Annotated in this window: 13 protein-coding genes; 9 read left to right on the top strand and 4 right to left on the bottom strand. The window is 59.1% G+C overall.

The window, feature by feature from the left end; translation table 11 throughout:
* Window positions 1–104: 104 nt before the first annotated feature.
* The 5 genes from DDT93_RS07965 to DDT93_RS07945 all read left to right on the top strand — a co-directional run bounded on the left by DDT93_RS07965 (window position 105) and on the right by DDT93_RS07945 (window position 5,521).
* Window positions 105–1,751: an alpha/beta hydrolase fold domain-containing protein gene (locus DDT93_RS07965; RefSeq protein WP_109465272.1), complete on the top strand. Its 1,647-nt coding sequence runs from the start codon at window positions 105–107 to the stop codon at window positions 1,749–1,751.
* Between the two features lie 130 nt (window positions 1,752–1,881).
* Window positions 1,882–2,391 (top strand): hypothetical protein, encoded by a 510-nt coding sequence (locus DDT93_RS07960; RefSeq protein ID WP_157960127.1) that lies wholly within the window; start codon window positions 1,882–1,884, stop codon window positions 2,389–2,391.
* A gap of 531 nt (window positions 2,392–2,922) precedes the next feature.
* Entirely contained in the window at window positions 2,923–3,894 is a 972-nt protein-coding gene (locus tag DDT93_RS07955; protein WP_109465270.1) for a helix-turn-helix transcriptional regulator, read from the top strand.
* 282 nt (window positions 3,895–4,176) lie between these two features.
* A complete protein-coding gene (locus DDT93_RS26460) occupies window positions 4,177–4,710 on the top strand; it encodes a hypothetical protein (RefSeq protein WP_157960126.1) in 534 nt (177 codons plus the stop codon).
* Between the two features lie 19 nt (window positions 4,711–4,729).
* Window positions 4,730–5,521 (top strand): hypothetical protein, encoded by a 792-nt coding sequence (locus DDT93_RS07945; protein WP_109465268.1) that lies wholly within the window; start codon window positions 4,730–4,732, stop codon window positions 5,519–5,521.
* A 290-nt stretch (window positions 5,522–5,811) separates the two neighbouring features.
* Here the strand turns inward: DDT93_RS07945 and DDT93_RS07940 are convergent, their stop codons facing one another.
* The 3 genes from DDT93_RS07940 to DDT93_RS07930 form a co-directional block, all read right to left on the bottom strand.
* A complete protein-coding gene (locus tag DDT93_RS07940) occupies window positions 5,812–6,690 on the bottom strand; it encodes a hypothetical protein (protein WP_157960125.1) in 879 nt (292 codons plus the stop codon).
* 327 nt (window positions 6,691–7,017) lie between these two features.
* Window positions 7,018–8,292, bottom strand: a complete 1,275-nt coding sequence (locus DDT93_RS07935) for an HNH endonuclease (RefSeq protein WP_109465266.1) — start codon at window positions 8,290–8,292, stop codon at window positions 7,018–7,020.
* 114 nt (window positions 8,293–8,406) lie between these two features.
* Window positions 8,407–10,257 carry an EVE domain-containing protein gene (locus DDT93_RS07930; RefSeq protein WP_109465265.1) on the bottom strand — a complete coding sequence of 617 codons (1,851 nt, stop codon included), beginning with the start codon at window positions 10,255–10,257 and terminating at the stop codon, window positions 8,407–8,409.
* A gap of 302 nt (window positions 10,258–10,559) precedes the next feature.
* Here DDT93_RS07930 and DDT93_RS07925 point away from each other — a divergent pair, with 302 nt between their 5' ends.
* The 4 genes from DDT93_RS07925 to DDT93_RS07905 all read left to right on the top strand — a co-directional run bounded on the left by DDT93_RS07925 (window position 10,560) and on the right by DDT93_RS07905 (window position 16,574).
* Window positions 10,560–11,750 carry a tyrosine-type recombinase/integrase gene (locus DDT93_RS07925; protein WP_109465264.1) on the top strand — a complete coding sequence of 397 codons (1,191 nt, stop codon included), beginning with the start codon at window positions 10,560–10,562 and terminating at the stop codon, window positions 11,748–11,750.
* 300 nt (window positions 11,751–12,050) lie between these two features.
* On the top strand, window positions 12,051–12,239 hold the full coding sequence (locus DDT93_RS27155) for a helix-turn-helix transcriptional regulator (RefSeq protein WP_109465263.1): 189 nt from the start codon (window positions 12,051–12,053) through the stop codon (window positions 12,237–12,239).
* Window positions 12,232–14,628, top strand: a complete 2,397-nt coding sequence (locus tag DDT93_RS07915) for a DUF5906 domain-containing protein (protein ID WP_109465262.1) — start codon at window positions 12,232–12,234, stop codon at window positions 14,626–14,628. The genes DDT93_RS27155 and DDT93_RS07915 overlap by 8 nt, the downstream gene beginning before the upstream one ends.
* A 743-nt stretch (window positions 14,629–15,371) precedes the next feature.
* Window positions 15,372–16,574, top strand: coding sequence for an IS256 family transposase (locus tag DDT93_RS07905; protein ID WP_109465260.1), 1,203 nt, complete (start codon window positions 15,372–15,374; stop codon window positions 16,572–16,574).
* On the opposite strand, the gene DDT93_RS07900 is transcribed toward DDT93_RS07905, so the two are convergent.
* Window positions 16,546–17,742 carry an exonuclease domain-containing protein gene (locus DDT93_RS07900; RefSeq protein WP_109465259.1) on the bottom strand — a complete coding sequence of 399 codons (1,197 nt, stop codon included), beginning with the start codon at window positions 17,740–17,742 and terminating at the stop codon, window positions 16,546–16,548. The genes DDT93_RS07905 and DDT93_RS07900 overlap by 29 nt on opposite strands.
* Window positions 17,743–17,841 lie beyond the last annotated feature (99 nt).

Raw genomic sequence — 17,841 nt, 5'->3', positions numbered from 1 at the left:
GCAACGGTTCAAAATGGCCCATGGCCAGCCCGAGCGAGCAATTCCGCCTCGGCCCGAAATGCGCTAACAGGAGCGCACCCGGACCAAGGCAGAGGGAGGACGGAATGGGAGAGGCGGTTTCGGGGAGCGGCGGCGACGCCCAGAGGCGCGGGTGGAAGCAGGATCCGGACGCGGTGCGCGCCAATATCCTGCAGGTCGCCCGCGAGGTCTTTGCGTCGCAGGGGCTGTCGGGAGCGCGGATCGAGGAGATCGCGGCGCGCACCCGCACGTCCAAGCGGATGATCTACTACTACTTCGGGGACAAGCAATCGCTGTACCAGGCGGTGCTGGAAGATGCCTATGGCCGGATGCGGCAGGGCGAGGACGCGCTGGACCTTGGCGCGCTGAACCCGGTTGCCGCGCTGCGCCAGCTGGCCGAGTTCACCTTTGACCACCATCGCCACAATACCGACTTCGTGCGGCTGGTGATGATCGAGAACGTGCACGAAGGCTCGCACATGTCGCAGTCGGATGCGATCGCCGGGCAGAACTCGTCGGTCATCCGCCTGCTTGAGGACATCTATCGCCGGGGCGTCGAGGCGGGGCTGTTCCGCCGGGGTCTGACGGCGCTGGAGCTGCACTGGCACATCTCGGCGGTGTCGGTCTTCAATGTCTCGAACCGTGCCACCTTTTCCAAGATCTTCGGGGGAGAGCTCTTCTCCGAACGCGGCCAGCAGATGCTGCGCCGCCATGTCGGCGACATGATCCTCGGCCTCGTGATGAAGCCGGGGCTGTCCGCCGAAAGCGAACTGCCAAGATCAAAGGAGGAGGCACGCATGATCAACCCGGATATCTTCCGGTTCCTCGAGGTGTGGGACGAGAAGTGGTCCACGCTGGGGCCAGACGCCACGCCCGCCGACAGGCGGATCCACTTCGAGGGCATTGCGCGCGACATGCGCCTGCCGACTCCGCCGGAGGTGGAAACCGACGAGGAGCACTGGATCGACAGCGACGGCGGTCCGGTCCGGGTCCGCATCTTCCGCCACGCCTCGGGCGGCAGCCAGCCCGCGCTGGTCTACATGCACGGCGGCGGCTGGATGCAGGGCAGCCCCGAAACGCACTGGGACATCACCGCGCGCATCGCCGCGTGGAACCGCCAGACGGTGATCTCGGTCGACTACGCGCTGGCGCCCGAAGAGCCGTTTCCGGCGGCCTATCTCCAGGTCCTCGCGGTGATGAAATGGGCCCATGACCAGGCCGGAACGCTGGGCATCGACCCGGCCCGCATCGCCATTGGCGGTGACAGCGCCGGCGGGAACCTCGCCGCCGCGGTCGGCCTGACCTGCCGGGATGAGGGCGTGCCGCTCTCGGCCCAGCTGCTGATCTACCCCGCCTGCGATTTCGACCGCAGCCGCCCGTCCTATGCCGAGAACGCGGAAGGACCGTTGCTGAAGGTGGCGGGCATGGCGGCGACCAACGCACTCTACTGCCCGGACGTGGAGCAGCTGAACAGCGACCCGCGCATCGCCCCGCTGGCTGCGGCCAGCCATGCGGGCCTGCCTCCGACCTATGTCGGGGTGGCCCAGTACGACCCGCTGCGCGACAGCGGGATGGCCTATGCCGAGGCGCTGCGCGCCGCCGGGGTGCCACTGACCGTCGAGGGCGGCGCGGGGCTGATCCACGGCTACCTGCGGGCGATGGAGTATTGCCCCGAGTCCGAGACCCGGCTGCGCGACATGTGCCGCTGGCTGGACGGTGTCAACGCGGGCTGATCGGGGGCGGGGCGGCGCTCCCGCCCCGCCTGCGCCACACGGGCGCGGACTCGCCCGGAAGTAGCGCGACCGGTCCCTCTGTGCTAGGCTGCCCGGACAGCGCAACGCACGGCGGGAGGTGCAAGGCCGCATGGAAGCCAGTCGATCCGGACACCCGGCCAGTGCGGCGCGGGGAATCGTCATCGGCATGATGGCCCTGATCGGCTGTCTGCTGTTCATCGCGTTCTTCATGGAAGATGTCCTCGGGTCCGAGGCGTTGAGCTGGTCGAACCAGCCCTGGCCGCTGGTGTTCCGCTACGTGGTCGCCATGGCCATCGGCGGGGCGCTCGCGGGCTTTCTCACCACTGGCCTGTTCGGGCGCAGGGGCATCCTCGGCTGGATCCTCGCGGCGCTCGGGGGGCTCTTCGCGGCCTTCATCGCAGGCCTGTTCGGCAGCCTCGCCGGGCAGGTGCCGGACCTTCTGGCCTCGGGCTGGAGCAGCACCGGCATGGTCTCGGTCGCCTTCGGCGCGCTGATCGCGCCGCTGGCCTTCGTGGGGCAACCGATGATCCTGGTCGGCTGGCTGGTCCTGGTCGCGCTGACCCACCTCTGGGTGCGCCGCAGCCGCAGCTCGGTGGCCACCGGAGCCATCAGCGTCTGACGCTAGGGGCAATGCCCTCCCGGCGGCGGCATTCCACTGATCTTGAAGGAAGAAACGGCCATCCGGGCCGGAGAAGTGGTGCCGCTGAAGGGACTCGAACCCCCGACCCCATCATTACGAATTTTGCCGTCCATATGTTGGACATAACCGGACGAAGCTGTCTGAAGTCGCATAACTCATTACGATTAAATCACTATTTCTATAGTCGCTCTTGGACAGCGCCGGACCAAGATAGAGAACGTTTGACGTACATTCCCTACTAATCCCCTACTAACCGCGCTCACGGGGCTTTGGCCGTCCACTTTGAACCGCCTGGCGCTGCGGTGTCACCAAAAGTCTCATGTTGGGAAAGGCCGCCATGGAGCGACCTTAAGAAGGAGCCTAGCACATGCCGAAGTGCCACCTTTTGGGACATTCCAGGACTTCATTCCTCAAAAAGACGCAGTCGTTCTGAGTAAATTACACTGAAGTTTCTATATTACTCATGAATTGTGAGCCATATATTTGAGATCAGAAGTTTTGGGGAACAAAATGCCCATCAAACCTGAGACACTCAAGAAGCTGCGTGGCGATCTGTCCCAAGAGGCCCTTGCGGAAAAGGCAGGTGTGTCCCGCAAGACCATTAGCCGGATTGAGAACGGGGAAGCCGATCCCGAGAAAATCCGGCTGGTAACTGTGGAGCGCCTGGCCAAGGCACTCGGGACTACGGCGGAAAAACTGGCGGCCGACCCAGGCGAAGAAAGCGTAAACGAAGCGCTTCTGCGCAGCTGGGGATACAGAAAAATCAACACATTTCTGCACGGCGACACTGCACTTTCACTTGCGCTAGTCGAGCAGAAATATGGAATTTCGGCCAAGAGGCAGCTCGACATGGCGCCCCTGTTTGCGGCTCTTCTTGCTGAGATGAGCTTGCGTGAACGGGGTCAGAAGCTCGAAGAACTGTCGAACGCATTTGAGGAATACTCAGCCAGTCTTCCATCACACTTGCAGCATGGGGAGGTAGCGCGCAGCGATTTCGACAATGCGTACTACGACGAGAAGGAATCTATCGCGGCGCGAGACCTCTTTGGCCAAATAATCCAAAGATCAGCGGAGAAACACGGCTATGCTGTCTGGCCGTTCGATCCAGACGAGGGAAACCCGTTCGTAGACTTTCTCTGGTCGATGGCAAAATCACTCGATTTGAACATCAAAGACAGCTTGGATGATGTGCCCCGCATACTTGAAGACGGCCTGCCCGAAGCGGCTTGTGTCTTGCACGAGGAAGTCCAGGAAATCTGCGGAGACAACGAGTGGGCTCGCCTTGCTCTTCAGCACGGCTACGCTCGCATCCGTGACATCCCAAAAGATCTCAGCGCGCCTGAGCAGCTGAACGAACGAGCGGCCTGGTTAGAGTCGAAATACCCCGCAGGACTTCGGCGAGAGAGAGAACAACAGATGGCTGAGCTCTTCAGCCAGGCACCTGATCTCAGACTTCCCTCTGGCGGAGGCAAAAATGCTTGATGTCTGCAGAACGCGTCACGCCGAAAGGCGACTGAACCAGCGGGGGATCCGGCCGCGCGATGTGGACTTGCTCCTCAACTCTGCGACCCAGGTTTCGCCGGATGCGTATCTCCTCACGAATAGTGATGTGGACAGGGAGATCCTTCGCCGAAAGCAAGAAATTCAACAGCTTGAGAGGCTGCGCGGGATCAAGCTTGTCGTCGAGGGTGAGACCTTGATCACCGCGTACCGCTCAAAAGAGTCTGATCAAAGACGTACCCTAAGAAGAGGGAGGGAAACCAAATGAACATCGGTGAGAATTTTCTGGTGGAGTTGTCGCATTCCACGGTGGCGCTACTGATGTCGCAACGGCTTCATGATGCGGAAACAGTCGACCAGGTCATCCGGCGGCGCATCACGTGCGGCAGCGAAAGCAACAGGCGAATAACGGCTACCCCAAAAGCTGCACATGCTCATACGCCCCAAACAACACTGTCTATGAAGACTGGAATCTACACAGGCGAGGTACTCGGCAGAGAGATTGCCTCCGACACACTGGCATCCTTCTTTGCAGAAGTGATCGATACTATCCACGATGTTGCTCCTGAGGCAGTTGCGAACTTGGCACAAATGCGGGCGCGAACGCGGGCATATGTGGCTAGAACACCTGCTGCCGTTCATGCTGGGCGGACTGACCTGCCTACGAAGAAGACGTCATCCGGATGGTATGTGAGTGAGAATATAGGCCAAAAAGACTTGGTTAGAGCCCTTGAGGCGCTCTGCCGGGCCGCTGACCTATCCTACAGTCGCGACATTCGTTTCGGATACGAAAATTAAGGAAAGGAGAGAATGCGGTTTGACGAAAAAGGGTTTCTTTTCCGGCTTTGATGTTGATCCCGCCGAGATGGCACGCCGCCTGCGCGACAGCTTATCGCCACGCGACCATGCAATGAATCTACTCCTCCACACTTTGCTCGATCAGCAACTCGACGCCATCAAACGGACCCTGCGCAACCATGAGGAAGCACGTGAAGCTGAGGCATACCGATTGGATGTGCTCGACACCGATCCAAGCTGGGGCGGCGATCATGACGGAGGGCTTGATAGCCTCCGAGACGAACGTTTCTGGCGGATGACCTTCCAAGCCTCGGCACACAGCATGGCCGCAGTCGGCATGCTCGCTCCCTTTATCGAGTCGCTGTTTGTCGAGCTATTCGAGGGGTTGAAGACTCGAACAGAAATCAAATCTGACCACCCGCGGATTGCCTTAAAGTCGAACAAACGTTGGAAGCCACAGTTCTATGCGGAGTATGGAAAAGAAATGCGAGGCTTCGCTATGGGCGCTGTGCAGTTATCTGAGGCAATCGACTTGCTCCCGTTCTTACCTCATGAGCTGAGCAAATCGCTTTCGGCATTGAACAAGTATCGGAACAACATGTTCCACAACGGATTTGAGTGGCCTGAAGCAACCATCGCTAACTTCGATGAAGAAAGGTCTAACTGGCCAGAGACCTGGTTCGAGTTAGCGCATCGCTCCGGCAAGCCGTGGCTGTTCTACATGACGCCGGCATTCTGCGCCCATTGCGTTACCCTGATTGAGGGCATCATCAATGGTACTGGCCAGTATTTGAAAGAGCGGGGGCTGTAGTGTAGCGTGGAGACGGCTCCATTTTCCAAATCGCAGGCTCGCTCCCCTATTATAGCTAAGTACCTGAAAGAATACAGCTTTTTTATTTAATTAAGTGTATCAATAGAAACGTTCAATCAGATGTCGCGACCGGCTCTGCCGCGCCGAGAGTAGCGGTCTAGAGCGTTGCGGCACATTTTGCCGGGGCCATCAGCCGTTTGAATTTCGGGCGGTGGAAACTGGAGTTGGCAGGCACCTACCAAGAGGTAGAGCGCGGAAGCTGGCTGAACGACCCAAGACTAAAAAGAGGCCTAAGCTTTTGGAGCGATGTGAATGCCCTCGATAGCTCGTTCAACCTGGCTCTCATCCACCTCCTGGCCCCAGTCTATCTTCAGGCGGGTTGTAACCTTACGAACCAGGCGTGCACGCTCCAGGTCGCGGTTGCCTGGTTTCAGTCGAATCTCCATGACAATCCATCTCACCTTATCGGCGTGGGGGAGGGAATCAGCGATCATTTGGTCCACTTCACTCAGGCAGACACGCAGAAGGTTCATCATCCCGAACGCAAGCTCCGGAGTGAGAGCTGTCGTTGGTAGGGACTTGAAGTCCACTCCGTGAATGTCGATCACACGTTTGCCCCAAAAGGTGTTCAGCGGAGCGCCATACGATTTGATATAGCTCAGGAATGCCTGAGTTGGCTTCTCGTTCACATGCGCGTAGTGGTTTCGCAAATGCCGAAAGCAACCCAGTGTCCGGAAGTAGCTACTGGCAGGCGGCGCTCCTCGCCACAGCTCAATTTTTCGACGCAGTTGCTCCTCTTCAGCATCCTCACGGATAGGCGCACCAGTTTCGGCGACCAGGCCCTCGCGGAAATCCTGCACTTCCTGCATATAGGCAAGTACGTGCTCCACAGAAGCCACGACACCGGTCTGAAGAGCAACCGCTTGAGCGTCATGCGATAGCTCTGGTAATTCTGTGACACGGCGATGGATCCGTTTTGCATAGGGATTGTTCTTGAAGACTTCGGTTGAAAATGCATCAGCATGGTCCTTCGCAATCGCATCAAGCCGAATTTTTGAATCCCACTGCTGAAGTGCCGAAAAGCAAATCTGGTCGTTCACGCGATTGATTTGCTTTATGAATCTCGACGCAAGCGGTGTCTTCCTCATCTTATTTGCAACCTTGGTCAACAGCATCTCCGTTGCGGGAAATATCTTGGAGGCTCTGAATCAGGTGCCCTAGAGGACCCCTAGCATCAGCGCTATCCCGACTAAATCCCATATCTTACCTCGTGTTGATTTGAGCTCGCTAAATGAGGTTGGGACATCGATTTTGACCGCGATGCTGCACTGCGCGTAAGCGCCCTAATGTTAAGAACTATCGCACGCGGTGGGTGGCCCAACCAAACCCTGCAAATACGGCGTACGCCAGGCCAGGCACGGGCCATACGCATGTGCAGCGTATGGCGCTCCCAGACCACCCTCTCTCACGAGCTATTGTGTAGCTAACCATCGCTCTCACCACTTGAAAACGAAATCTCGATGGAACGCCAGATATGGCAGCTGTTCGGACCTGAAGGGCCCATAGTTGCCTTCAAGGTCGATCCCCCAAAGGAACAGCGTTTCTACATCAGCCTGTTGCGATACCAGTAGCGCTCCGTCATCGGCAAAACTGATGAAACCCTGATCAAAAAGATGGTCGACGTGCGGGCTCAGCAGCAGTCCATTGTTGCCGTCTAGTTTCTCGAAGGTCGTTGCCGCGCGCCAGGGTTTGATGTGGCTTGCGCGAAGGTGGCGTCGGTTCGCCGCGCGCGTAATCCTGCAAGCCTTCTCGAAGCGCTCCAGGTTCTGCCGATAGATACCCTGCCCGCGGCGCGATTTGACGAGTTGCAGCTTCTCAGTCTCATTAAGATCAGTGCGGTTACGAAGTTCTTGCTCGACTTCCTCCTCGGACGCCTCGATTGCCTCAATCTGGTGAGCGGGCTCGATTGTGGCGCCTCGGTCGACTTCGGCCCAATATGAACCCAGAAGGTCGATCACCGCTTGGGCCATCGCGACCGGCACGGCAGCTAAATACGCGCCCTGGTTGCCGTTTCCATTAGACTGAATGGGAGAGTATTTTTCTGGCAGGGTGGGCGCGAGGACATCCATGTGGTCCTTCGGCCGCAGCGGCGTGCTCAGACGGGTGAATTCCACCGGAAGCCTCCATCCTTCGTTACCCCAGGCATCACCGGCCGCTCCAAATTCTCCGGGCTTAAGCGCGAGGATCGCTGGAGCCGAGCAGATGCCAACCGCCTTGATTTCTCCTCCGGCGAAAGCGAACACGACGTCTCCGGGGCGCACGCGCTTCATATTCTCATAGAATTCATTGCGCCCCCCATCTCTTCGTTCCGTCGGCGACCACAGATAGCCGCCGCTAATCTCGTGGCTGTAGGTTTGCTTGTTGTTGACCCACCAATAGGCGAACCCCTCGGGTGAAAGGTTGTCGGCCCTGGAAGCACCGGGCGGGACTGCAGACACCTGAACTTCGAAGCCGAGGCCGCGTAGCGTCTGCGCGACGGTTGCCTCGCCGCCACTGAACTGCGTTGCCGAAAGCCGCCCCCAATTCTCCCCCAAATACCCATGCGCGACCCCGATGATCGCTTTCGAGTCGTAGAGCTTGCCGCCATGCCGAAGAAAATACGCCCGCGATCGGCCAAACCCATACCGCTGCAAGAACCCATCCCGGCCGAGCCGGTCAAACTCCTCGATGGCGGTGAGAACCACCGCCCGATCGATGTCTGAAAGCGCCATGCCAACCTCCTCGTCGCCAACCCCACCCCATCGACGGGCTTCCCATCGACGGCCCTGGCCCGCCCACTCCACCGGACCCGGTTTGAGAGCAAGGGGGGGCTCAATCACATGCGATCATACCGCGGGCCGGACGACGCGGATGGATTGGCCATCGATTTCCAATTCGAAGTGCTTATCGGCGATGAGTACATCGACCCCGCCGAAGTGAAGTTGCCGATGATGGTTCGCGCAAACGGTCATGATATTCGCCGCATGCAGCGAACCTCTCTCTAGTTTGGACACAGGCATCACGTGATGAGCCTCAACATAAGGTTCGCCGTTCGGTTTATTAAACGCGAAGGGGCTCCTACCGAGCTGGTCGCATATTTGGCATTTGAAACCGTTAACCTTTTTGACTTTAGATCCTACTGGCCCGCGTTCAATATATCGGCTTTGCCGTTCCCTTACTTCGGGGGCAGCATCCTTGTACTTGTCCTCGAGGCTCTGAAGTGCTTCTGCAAGGTTGGCTTGGTTAGCCGCCCGTGGAAGATCGGTTTCTGCAACTCCAAGAAGCGCCGTCACGGCCCTGAAGTCGTCACCGGATATCGGAAACGAGGAACTCTGAAACCCCTCAAGCAGCAAGGGCGACGCCGATGGGACCTCTTCGCGCACGGTAGAGATCGGCAGGTGGCTATCCAAGAAAGTTCTCAGATACCGGATGGCCACCGTTGGCCAACCGGCCTCCCGTTGATTACCCGCGGACCAAAATTCGTCGCTCGCGCCTGCAGCTTCATATGATTCGCTCAGAACTTGGCATATGGCGTAGATTCCGGGTTCTAGTTGTGGCCGGCCATTCCGATCCGCTTTGCTCCTCCGGTCCTGACCCACGCGGATAATGGCCAGCTGGCCTGGCTTGAACTTGTCCCGATCTGAGGGGCGTACGCCCCAGGAGTCCACTTCAATGCCACGCGCCAGGAACTCGTCGATCGCCCATTTTTGCGGATTACAAACAAACACCCAGAATGCCTCGTCCTCCTGAGACGCAAGGCTGGTCGCCCAAGATTTGATTCGCTCTGAGTGCTGTGCAACCTCGTCTTTCCAAAGCTTTGGGGCTCCACCAGGCAACGTCCGCGTCTCCCGCAATACACGGTCGAAGTCGTCATCTGACCAGGCTCGCGTCTGAGCCGCCCTTTGCATGTCCTTGGTTGGATAGCTCCATGACGGTCCGGGCCACGTCCACGCCATCGGGAACCAATTCTCCGCGGTCATTCCAATTGGGGGCAGACCCAATTTGTAACAAGCATAGTCGACACGAGATTGAATGTTGCCGTGTGCGCGTCCAAACTTGGCCATGTCCGCAATGCCCATCGCAACGGCAGCCTCAGCATTCGTGTATGCTGGTATTTGACCTGGGTGGGAAGCTCGTCGTGACTTGAGCCAACCCAAGAGCAGCTCGGTTCGGACTTGGGTGGAGGCGTCCTCATTTGAAGGCGGTTTTGCCGTTGCGTTGGTCAGTCCGAGCGCGCGCCGGGCGTACCACAGGGCACGTTCAGAAAACTCGCCCGGATGGTCTACGATGATTTGCTCGTAGGATAGGTCAGAACGATCGGCATCCTGCAGCACTGTGAACCCTTGGGTGGGTTTGGCCCGTGACACAGCTGCCTCGGCCGCGCCAATAAGCCCGCGATTTTTCAGCTGCATAAAGGTTCGAGACGCGGTCTTGTGGTCTCGCTTCATTAGGCCGACATACTCGGTGACCGCCAGAACGATTTTCTCTTCAGCCGCCGACAAGTTGCTTAGGTCGATGCCCGTCCTGTCGGCAACTACCTGGCGCGACAGAGCCCCGTACTGTGCTCGAACCGCTGCCTGGACGACCGGCGTCATTGCCTCGTTGTTGACAATGTTTGTTTCGAGATTTCGGAGTTTCTCGTACGACGTGGTCTGCCCAACGCGATGCAGAAGGGTGTCTTGATCGGTGCTGGCCACTCAATTGCTCCTTGTCGAATGAACAAATGATGCAGGTGACAACCCTGGGCGGTCAACCGACAACCTGCTGTGCCTCATGACGCGAAAGTCGTAGGGCAGGTTCGCGGGAGCGCGCCCTTACCTCACCCGATGGTTCCCTACAGAAGTGTTTACCCGGAGATCTTGTTGCTGCCGCCTCGCACGCGCACGCCTGAACACACCTGACTACGTTGGACCACATGCGAACGAACCATAAGCATATGATTTTGATTGTAATTTCGAGCTTGTTGAAGTAAGGTGAGTTGAGGCCAAAGGAGGTCTCAATGCCCATACTTCGCTTCACCAAGCGCACCGTCGAGGCGCTACCCCACCCAAAAATGGGCCAGGTTCTCTACCGTGACGAGTTGCTTCGCGGGCTCGGAGTTCGGGTGGGTGCTCAATCAAAGGTATATTATGTAGAAGGCCAGGTGTCCGGGCGTACACGTCGTGTGACCATTGGCCGTGCCGATGCCATCCCGGTAGACGAGGCGCGCAAACGTGCGCTGGGTATCTTGAGCGACATGGCCACCGGGGTGGACCCAAATGCGGAAAAACGACGTGTCGCTCAGGAGAGCCTGACCCTTGGCCAAGCCTTTGATCGGTTTTTTGAAACTCGCAGTAGTCTCGCGGACAGCACCCGTGAAAGCTACCAACGCACTGCAGACCTATACCTGAAGGACTGGAAGCGGTCCCCAATCACAGGCATCACCCGCCAGATGGTGCTGAAGCGTCATCAGCGCATCGCCAAGGATCGCGGTGAAGTTACCGCCAACAACGTCATGCGGCATTTTCGGTCAGTATATAACGTGACCGCTTCCTCATACGATGAGTTTCCACCTAACCCGGTTAACATCCTTACGCAGGCGCGCGCTTGGTATCCGGAGCGCCGCCGCCGTGGGGCTGTCTCGGCACTAGACCTCCCAGCTTGGTGGGCGGCTGTGATGGAAGAGCCCGACCACGCTAGAGACTTCTTAGTCATCGCATTGTTCACCGGTATGCGGCGGAATGAAATTGCCTCGTTGCGCTGGGAGCACATCAACCTTGAGGAACGGGCGCTACACATCCCAAAAACTAAGAATGGGGATCCGCTCGACCTGCCGTTGTCCGAGTACTTGGTGAGCTTGCTTCGCCAACGAAAAGACCATGCTTGTCAGACGCCCTGGGTGTTTCCCAGTTCAAGCAAGAAGGGCCACATCGTGGAAACGAAGAAGTTCACCGCGCGGGTGACAGAAAGGAGCGGTGTTAGCTTCACGCTGCATGACCTGCGCCGGACTTTTATTACGATCGCGGAAAGTCTGGACATTCCGCACTATGCACTGAAGCGACTTCTGAACCACCGGCTTTCGGGTGACGTGACCGCCGGCTACATTGTCAGTGATATTGAACGCTTGCGCGGACCTGTGTCGCTGGTGGCGGCCAAGATACTGAAGAGTGTCGTTGGAGCAGAGGAACATGCAGAGTGCAGAGCTGGCTAGTGTTGCGGCTTAATCCAAGACCGTCCAAGTAAATTGGACGGCTAGATAGCTTGATTGCCGCTTTGCCATGATATATTTGAAAAGTTGCAGGAGCTGACAGGCCTGCGCCCGGGACATCCCGGGACGTGGCGTGCGGGGTACACCTTGTAGAGGTGCCGCAGCATCGGGTGAAACCCCCGGCTAACCCGTCTAGTAACGCATACCGACCGCCGACTGCCCTTTGGCCCCCCATGAAACTCGAGCATATGTTCACGGGTGGTGGCTCACCCGTGCTTGCTTAAGCATCACGAGGAGCGTCGTATGCGTTCTCAACACGACGGACTACTGAACACAAAAGAAGCAGCAAGATACCTTGGCCTCAGCCACTACACATTAGAGAAATGGAGGTCCAAAGGTATTGGACCGGATTGCCTGCGGGTCGGCAGCAAAGCCATCCGATATCGCCAGTCTGATCTCGACGCCTTCATTCTTGGAGGCGAAAATGGCTGACAAAGAGCATCTGAAACAGCGCCGGTTCGACCTTGTCGCTGGTATCGCTTCGAAAGTCCGGCAAGATGCGTATGCCGCGTACCAGAAGACGGGCCAGCAGAAGTATCGCCGTGTCGATGAACCGGTAACACCAGAAATCGTCCTTGGGCACCTCACCGGTGCCCAACCGATCGCCTGTTATGCGGTCTTCGACGATCAGACGCACACAGCCGTTCTTGACTTCGATGATCACGACAAGACGCTTAGTTGGGATGTCTTGGTGTCTGCCGCCCAGCCAATTCTCGATGAGCTACGGCGCCTTGGTTTTAAGCCGCTGTGTTGTCGCTCGGGCGGCGGAGCAGGGCTGCATATTTGGATTCTCTGGGATGCTCCTCAGTCAGCCAAGCTGGTCAAGCAATTCCTGCGCCATCTTCTGGAGACTCAGGGCTTCAAGCATGGCACCGGCGGCGTCCAGAAGAAGGAGATCGAAGTCTTTCCGAAGAATGATCGCGTGAAGGAGGGCAGTTACGGCAACGCAGTAGCTCTTCCCTATAGCCGGTCATCTGTTCCTCTCGGCGATGACCTTAAACCTCTTAGTTGGTTGGAATTTGAACCGCCCGCACTGGAAGAGCTGCTGTCTCCTAACGTTTCGGAGGTATTCACAGGTCCACCGCCCCAGAGACCAGCAAGGACGATGCCCCGTCAGACGAGCGCGGGTTCGGGCTTCGGTAAGGATGCCCTGCCTGGCGACGAGGAAGAGGTAAAAGCCGCGCTGAAGGTCGTGAAGGCGGATGACTACGAAACGTGGGTCAAGTTCGGTCTGGCCTTGAAACACAGTCTTGGCGAAGACGCATTCGAGATCTGGGATGATTGGTCGAGCAAGTCTGCCAAGTATGAGGACAGCGCCGCATGCCGCGAAGTGTGGGACAGCTTAAATCCGGATGGCACGCTGTCCATTGGAACCGTTTTTCATATGGCACAGCAATGCGGGTGGGAGGGGCCGAAGAATGCCGTCGTGCGCGAGATGAACGCTCGCTTCGGCATCCTGACCCATGGTTCTAGCACCCGCATCATTGTCAAGAATCCGTCGGACGGAGAGGTGCTGACCTGGCTCGGGAAGCAAGCCTTCCTGGATAGACTGAAGCCAGAGAAGTTCCCGCAAACGGACGAGACCGGCGATGTCAAATGGCGGTACAAGGCGCCCTACTGGCTCGATCACCACCTCGCGGTGCACTACCATAAGGTGACCTTCGATCCCGGCAAGACTCCTGGCCACAACGGGCACAGTTGGAACATGTGGCAGGGCTTCGCCGTCGAGCCGAAGCAGGGTAAGTGGGGCCTCCTAAAGGACCACATCCTTGCCAATATCTGCGGCGGCAATGTCGAGCGCGCCGAATGGATGTTGAACTGGATGGCGCTCGGCGTGCAGCGGCCCGACGCGGTAATAGGTACGGCACCGGTGCTCCGCGGTCTGCCCGGCACAGGCAAAGGTATTCTTGCCAACGCCTACGGCCGCCTCTGGGGTCCGCACTACGTCTCGATCACCAAGGACGATCACGTAAGCGGAAGGTTCAATCAGCATCTTCTAGGGCGTCGGTTTGTATATGTGGACGAGGCCATGTTCGGCGGCGACCGCCGCAACGCCGGCGTGATCAAGACCATGCTGACTGAGCCCCGGATCATGATCGAGGCGAAGGGAGTCGACCCTATCTGGCTCGACAATCACATGATCTTTATGGTCACTTCGAACGAGCGGTCTGTGGTGCCAGCTGACATCGGCGACCGGCGCTGGCAGGTCCTCGAGGTAGGGGTTGTGCACCGCGAGGACCGGGCCTACTTCGGCGCCATTGCAGCTCAGATGGAGGCAGGCGGCTACGAAGCGATGCTGTTCGATTTGCTTCGACGAGATGTCTCCCTAGGACCGGATCCACATATCACAATCCGGACGCCGGAACTGTTCGATCAAATTATCCAGGCCCAGGGACCGATCGAGCGCTACTTTTACCAGGTGCTGGACGCCGGCTACCTGCCGCAGCCTGACGCCCCCGGGAATGGTCCGGGGATCACGACCATCGCGGCCATGTACGCGGACCTAAAGCGGACGCAGCCGAGCGCCCAATACGTCCACGAGACGTTGTTCGGCAGAACTATTGGAAAGGTGTTCACGGGTCTGCGGAAGGTGGGGAGTGGGCGCGTGATCGTCGGCCGTGACCCATTGGGGCAGCCGGTCACCGAGCGGTCGACGCGTTACCACTTTCCGCCGCTTCGCGAGTGTCGCTGTGCTTTCGAGGTTTACATCGGACAGGAGGTGCCCTGGTCGAATGAACTTTCCGATTGGCTGGGCGACGTCGACCCAACCCACGACTATTCTGACGTGAAGAAGACGGGCGACGAAGAAACGCCCTTTTGATATGGGTTGTACAGGGTAGCGGGGTGGTACTTATACCGCCCTGCTATTTGTTTAACTCTCAATTGCTTTTATTGCCTATACACCTAATACACCTAATACATACAGAGTCCGGCTCTCTCCTTCTCCTGATGTCGATGATGCGATCAGCTCAGACGCAATGCGGCCATCACCACCCGTCCCTGGGCGCCGCCAGCGCCTGCGCTAGTGGGCACTGTTACGGTAGGCGGCACAACACCCAACGCGCGCGCCGGATGCCCGCTAAGGGACGGCTACAGCGCCCGCAGTACACTACCCGCCCCCAAGCACGGCAAACCGCCCACCAGGACCAGCTACGGGCTCGGCCTGGAGTCGATCTTGAGTGCCAGTGAGATTCGACTGGGTCGGCTATCTAGCATGTACCGATCCCTTCCAACCAGCGCCGAATCGCCAGCTGCTCGTCAGTTGTAGGTCCGTCGAGTTCCTCCATGGCGTCCGCGATTGTGCGGCCGGCCTCGACACCCGGTCTCCCTTGGCGGCGGTTCTGTAGCCACACCTCGAGCATCTGCCGACGTTCAAGGTGCAACGCCTCAGGGGACTCGAAGAACACGATGCGCCGCCCGAGTTCACGCAGGCGGTCGTCTTCGAGAGTTTCAACCTGTTCTGCGAGCGGTGACGTCCCGTTTGATGGTGTAGGTGTCGGTGGCCATCGGGTTTCTCGGTAGGGTCGGGTTGCTGACACCAACCTGAACCGAGGGATAGACCCGATGACCAAACCTATGATGGACCTCCGCGCGCTGGTGGAGAAGAGCGGAGATGCCGATCTGCTGCGTGAGATGATCGGCTTTGCCGCCGAACGTCTGATGGAGCTGGAGGTCGGTGCCAAGACGGGCGCCGACTACGGCGAGAAGACCCCTGAGCGGCTGGCACAGCGTAATGGCTATCGCGATCGCGACTGGCAGACGCGGGCCGGCAGTGTCGAGTTGCGCATCCCGCGCCTGCGCACCGGTTCCTACTTCCCGTCCTTTCTCGAGCCGCGGCGCTCGGTGGAGAAGGCGCTGACAGCCGTCATCCAGGAAGCCTATGTCCATGGCGTGTCGACGCGGTCGATGGATGACCTCGTGCAAGCCATGGGCGGAACCGGCATCTCCAAGAGCCAGGTCAGCCGGCTCTGCGAGGAAATCGACGAGCGGGTCGATGCCTTTCTCACCCGACCGATAGAAGGAGAATGGCCCTACCTCTGGATCGACGCGACCTATCTCAAGGTGCGTCAGGGGGGACGGATCGTCTCCGTCGCCGTGACGATCGCGGTGGGGGTGAACGCTGATGGCCGCCGCGAAGTGCTGGGCATGGCGATCGGTGCTTCCGAGGCAGAGCCGTTCTGGACCGAGTTTCTGCGCGATCTTGTGCGCCGCGGCCTCTCGGGTGTGAAGCTGGTGATCAGCGATGCGCATGAGGGCATCAAGGCGGCCACGGCCCGGGTGCTGTCGACCACCTGGCAGCGCTGCCGAGTGCATTTCCAGCGCAATGCCTTGGCCCATGCCGGTAAGAACAGCCGCAGGGTGGTCTCGGCCTTTATCGCCACGGCCTTTGCGCAGCCCGACCACGCCACGGCCAAGACCCAGTGGCGGTTGGTAGCTGATCAGATGCGTCCCAAGCTACCGAAATTGGCCACGCTCATGGACACGGCCGAGGAGGACGTGCTGGCCTACATGACCTTCCCCGCCCAGCACCGCGCGAAGTTGCACAGCACGAATCCGATCGAGCGTCTGAACGGAGAGATCAAGCGACGCACGGACGTCGTCGGGATTTTTCCCAACGAGGCCTCGATCCGGAGATTGGTCGGCGCCATCCTGATGGAGCAGACCGAGGAATGGACGGTCCAGCGAGGCCGCTATCTGACACTGGAAACGCTCGCGCCGGTCTGCGATGATGTCATGGTCAGCCTGCCTGCTGCGCAGCGTGACTGACCAGCTCGGCCCGCATCAGAGCGCGAGGCCCGCCGCCAGCTACACCATCAGCTGGGACATCATCCTGCGAGCTCCGGCCAGGTCGCCGCGCGAAAAGCCTGCATGCGCCCTCATCTGCCCGGCTGGGGACCCCTTCATACATCCGCGCCTCGACCACCTCAGCGGCCGGCCAGGGCGGGTAGCGCTGGTTTATGGCTTGCCCCAGCCGCGCGGCAAAAGGGCCGTCCTGGGCGATCTCCGAGGCCCTACGGACGACCTCCGACGCGGCAATGCCAAAGTCAGGCCCGAGCGACATATCCACCAGCGCTGGCATCTTGTTCGACGTGACGATCCTTATGGCCCTATCGGGCCCTTGCATCGCCTTCACCAACCCGTCGACATCCAGTTGCAGAATCGGTTCGGGGTCCTTGGTCAGATCGAAGACCCCGAGCATGGTCGGATTGTCGGGGCTCTGGCCGCAGCCCACCACCGGAAGCACGGTCGGGCGGCCCATGTGGTACTGGACGAGACATATAGGCTGACCCGAGAGTACCCGTGCCTGCAGCTCCGACTTGTCGACCAGGGGCATCAGGGAAGCCCACACAGCTGGCGCGCGGTCGCGGATCAGGCGGACCATGTAGATGGTTGCCTCAACATCCGCCAGCGCGTCGTAGGCGTTCTCATGGGCAAACCCGTTGGCGGGGGCCAACATGTCGAGTTTCAGCGTGGGGCGTTCGTTGTGGTTGATCGGTACTGCAATGGCGTTGGGTGCTAACGATGCCGTCGCTCGCGCCAGGCGCAGCACGTCGGCCCGCTGATTACCGTTCGTATTGGTCAGGTAGATCGGCTGCAGGGTCTGATAGAATGCTTGCCGCAGCAGGGGCTCATCGAAGGCGAGGGTGTTGTACCCGGTGAAGATCGCCGGCGACCATTCACGCAGCTTCTGTGCGATGGTCTGCATAGCCTCGTAGTGTGTCGGCAGGCCGGGGTCTATCAGCATCGCTGGGGTCACCCTTGTGGCAAGCAGGGCGCCAGGTGCCGGGAACACGTGCGGCAGCAGGCGGCAACGGATTTCGAAGCGGTCGATCTCGTTCAGGTCGTCATCCGTCCGGATCGCAGCGAACTGCAGAATCTGGTCGAACGTGGTGTCTGTACCGGTGGTTTCGGTTTCGTAGAAGACGTAGGTCATGTCAGCAGCCTAGCTTGCCACGTTGCAGGCGCTAAGCCCAAGTTTGGACTAGCGGATTTCGCCTCATCCAGTACCTTATGGGAGCAACCCCGCCAGAAA

The sequence above is a fragment of the Albibacillus kandeliae genome (genome assembly GCF_003116585.1).
In the GTDB taxonomy this organism is placed as follows: domain Bacteria; phylum Pseudomonadota; class Alphaproteobacteria; order Rhodobacterales; family Rhodobacteraceae; genus Albibacillus; species Albibacillus kandeliae.
The sequence above is the reverse complement of the archived record's forward strand: the minus strand, read 5'-3'. Positions and strand labels throughout refer to the sequence as shown.

Excerpts from the sequence above, each read along its gene's own strand:
- DDT93_RS07955 (WP_109465270.1), top strand. The coding sequence starts at position 2,923 with ATGCCCATCAAACCTGAGACACTCAAGAAGCTGCGTGGCGATCTGTCC.
- DDT93_RS07915 (WP_109465262.1), top strand. The coding sequence starts at position 12,232 with ATGGCTGACAAAGAGCATCTGAAACAGCGCCGGTTCGACCTTGTCGCT.
- DDT93_RS07935 (WP_109465266.1), bottom strand. The coding sequence starts at position 8,292 with ATGGCGCTTTCAGACATCGATCGGGCGGTGGTTCTCACCGCCATCGAG.
- DDT93_RS07965 (WP_109465272.1), top strand. The coding sequence starts at position 105 with ATGGGAGAGGCGGTTTCGGGGAGCGGCGGCGACGCCCAGAGGCGCGGG.
- DDT93_RS07900 (WP_109465259.1), bottom strand. The coding sequence starts at position 17,742 with ATGACCTACGTCTTCTACGAAACCGAAACCACCGGTACAGACACCACG.
- DDT93_RS07905 (WP_109465260.1), top strand. The coding sequence starts at position 15,372 with ATGACCAAACCTATGATGGACCTCCGCGCGCTGGTGGAGAAGAGCGGA.
- DDT93_RS07960 (WP_157960127.1), top strand. The coding sequence starts at position 1,882 with ATGGAAGCCAGTCGATCCGGACACCCGGCCAGTGCGGCGCGGGGAATC.
- DDT93_RS27155 (WP_109465263.1), top strand. The coding sequence starts at position 12,051 with ATGCGTTCTCAACACGACGGACTACTGAACACAAAAGAAGCAGCAAGA.
- DDT93_RS07925 (WP_109465264.1), top strand. The coding sequence starts at position 10,560 with ATGCCCATACTTCGCTTCACCAAGCGCACCGTCGAGGCGCTACCCCAC.
- DDT93_RS26460 (WP_157960126.1), top strand. The coding sequence starts at position 4,177 with ATGAACATCGGTGAGAATTTTCTGGTGGAGTTGTCGCATTCCACGGTG.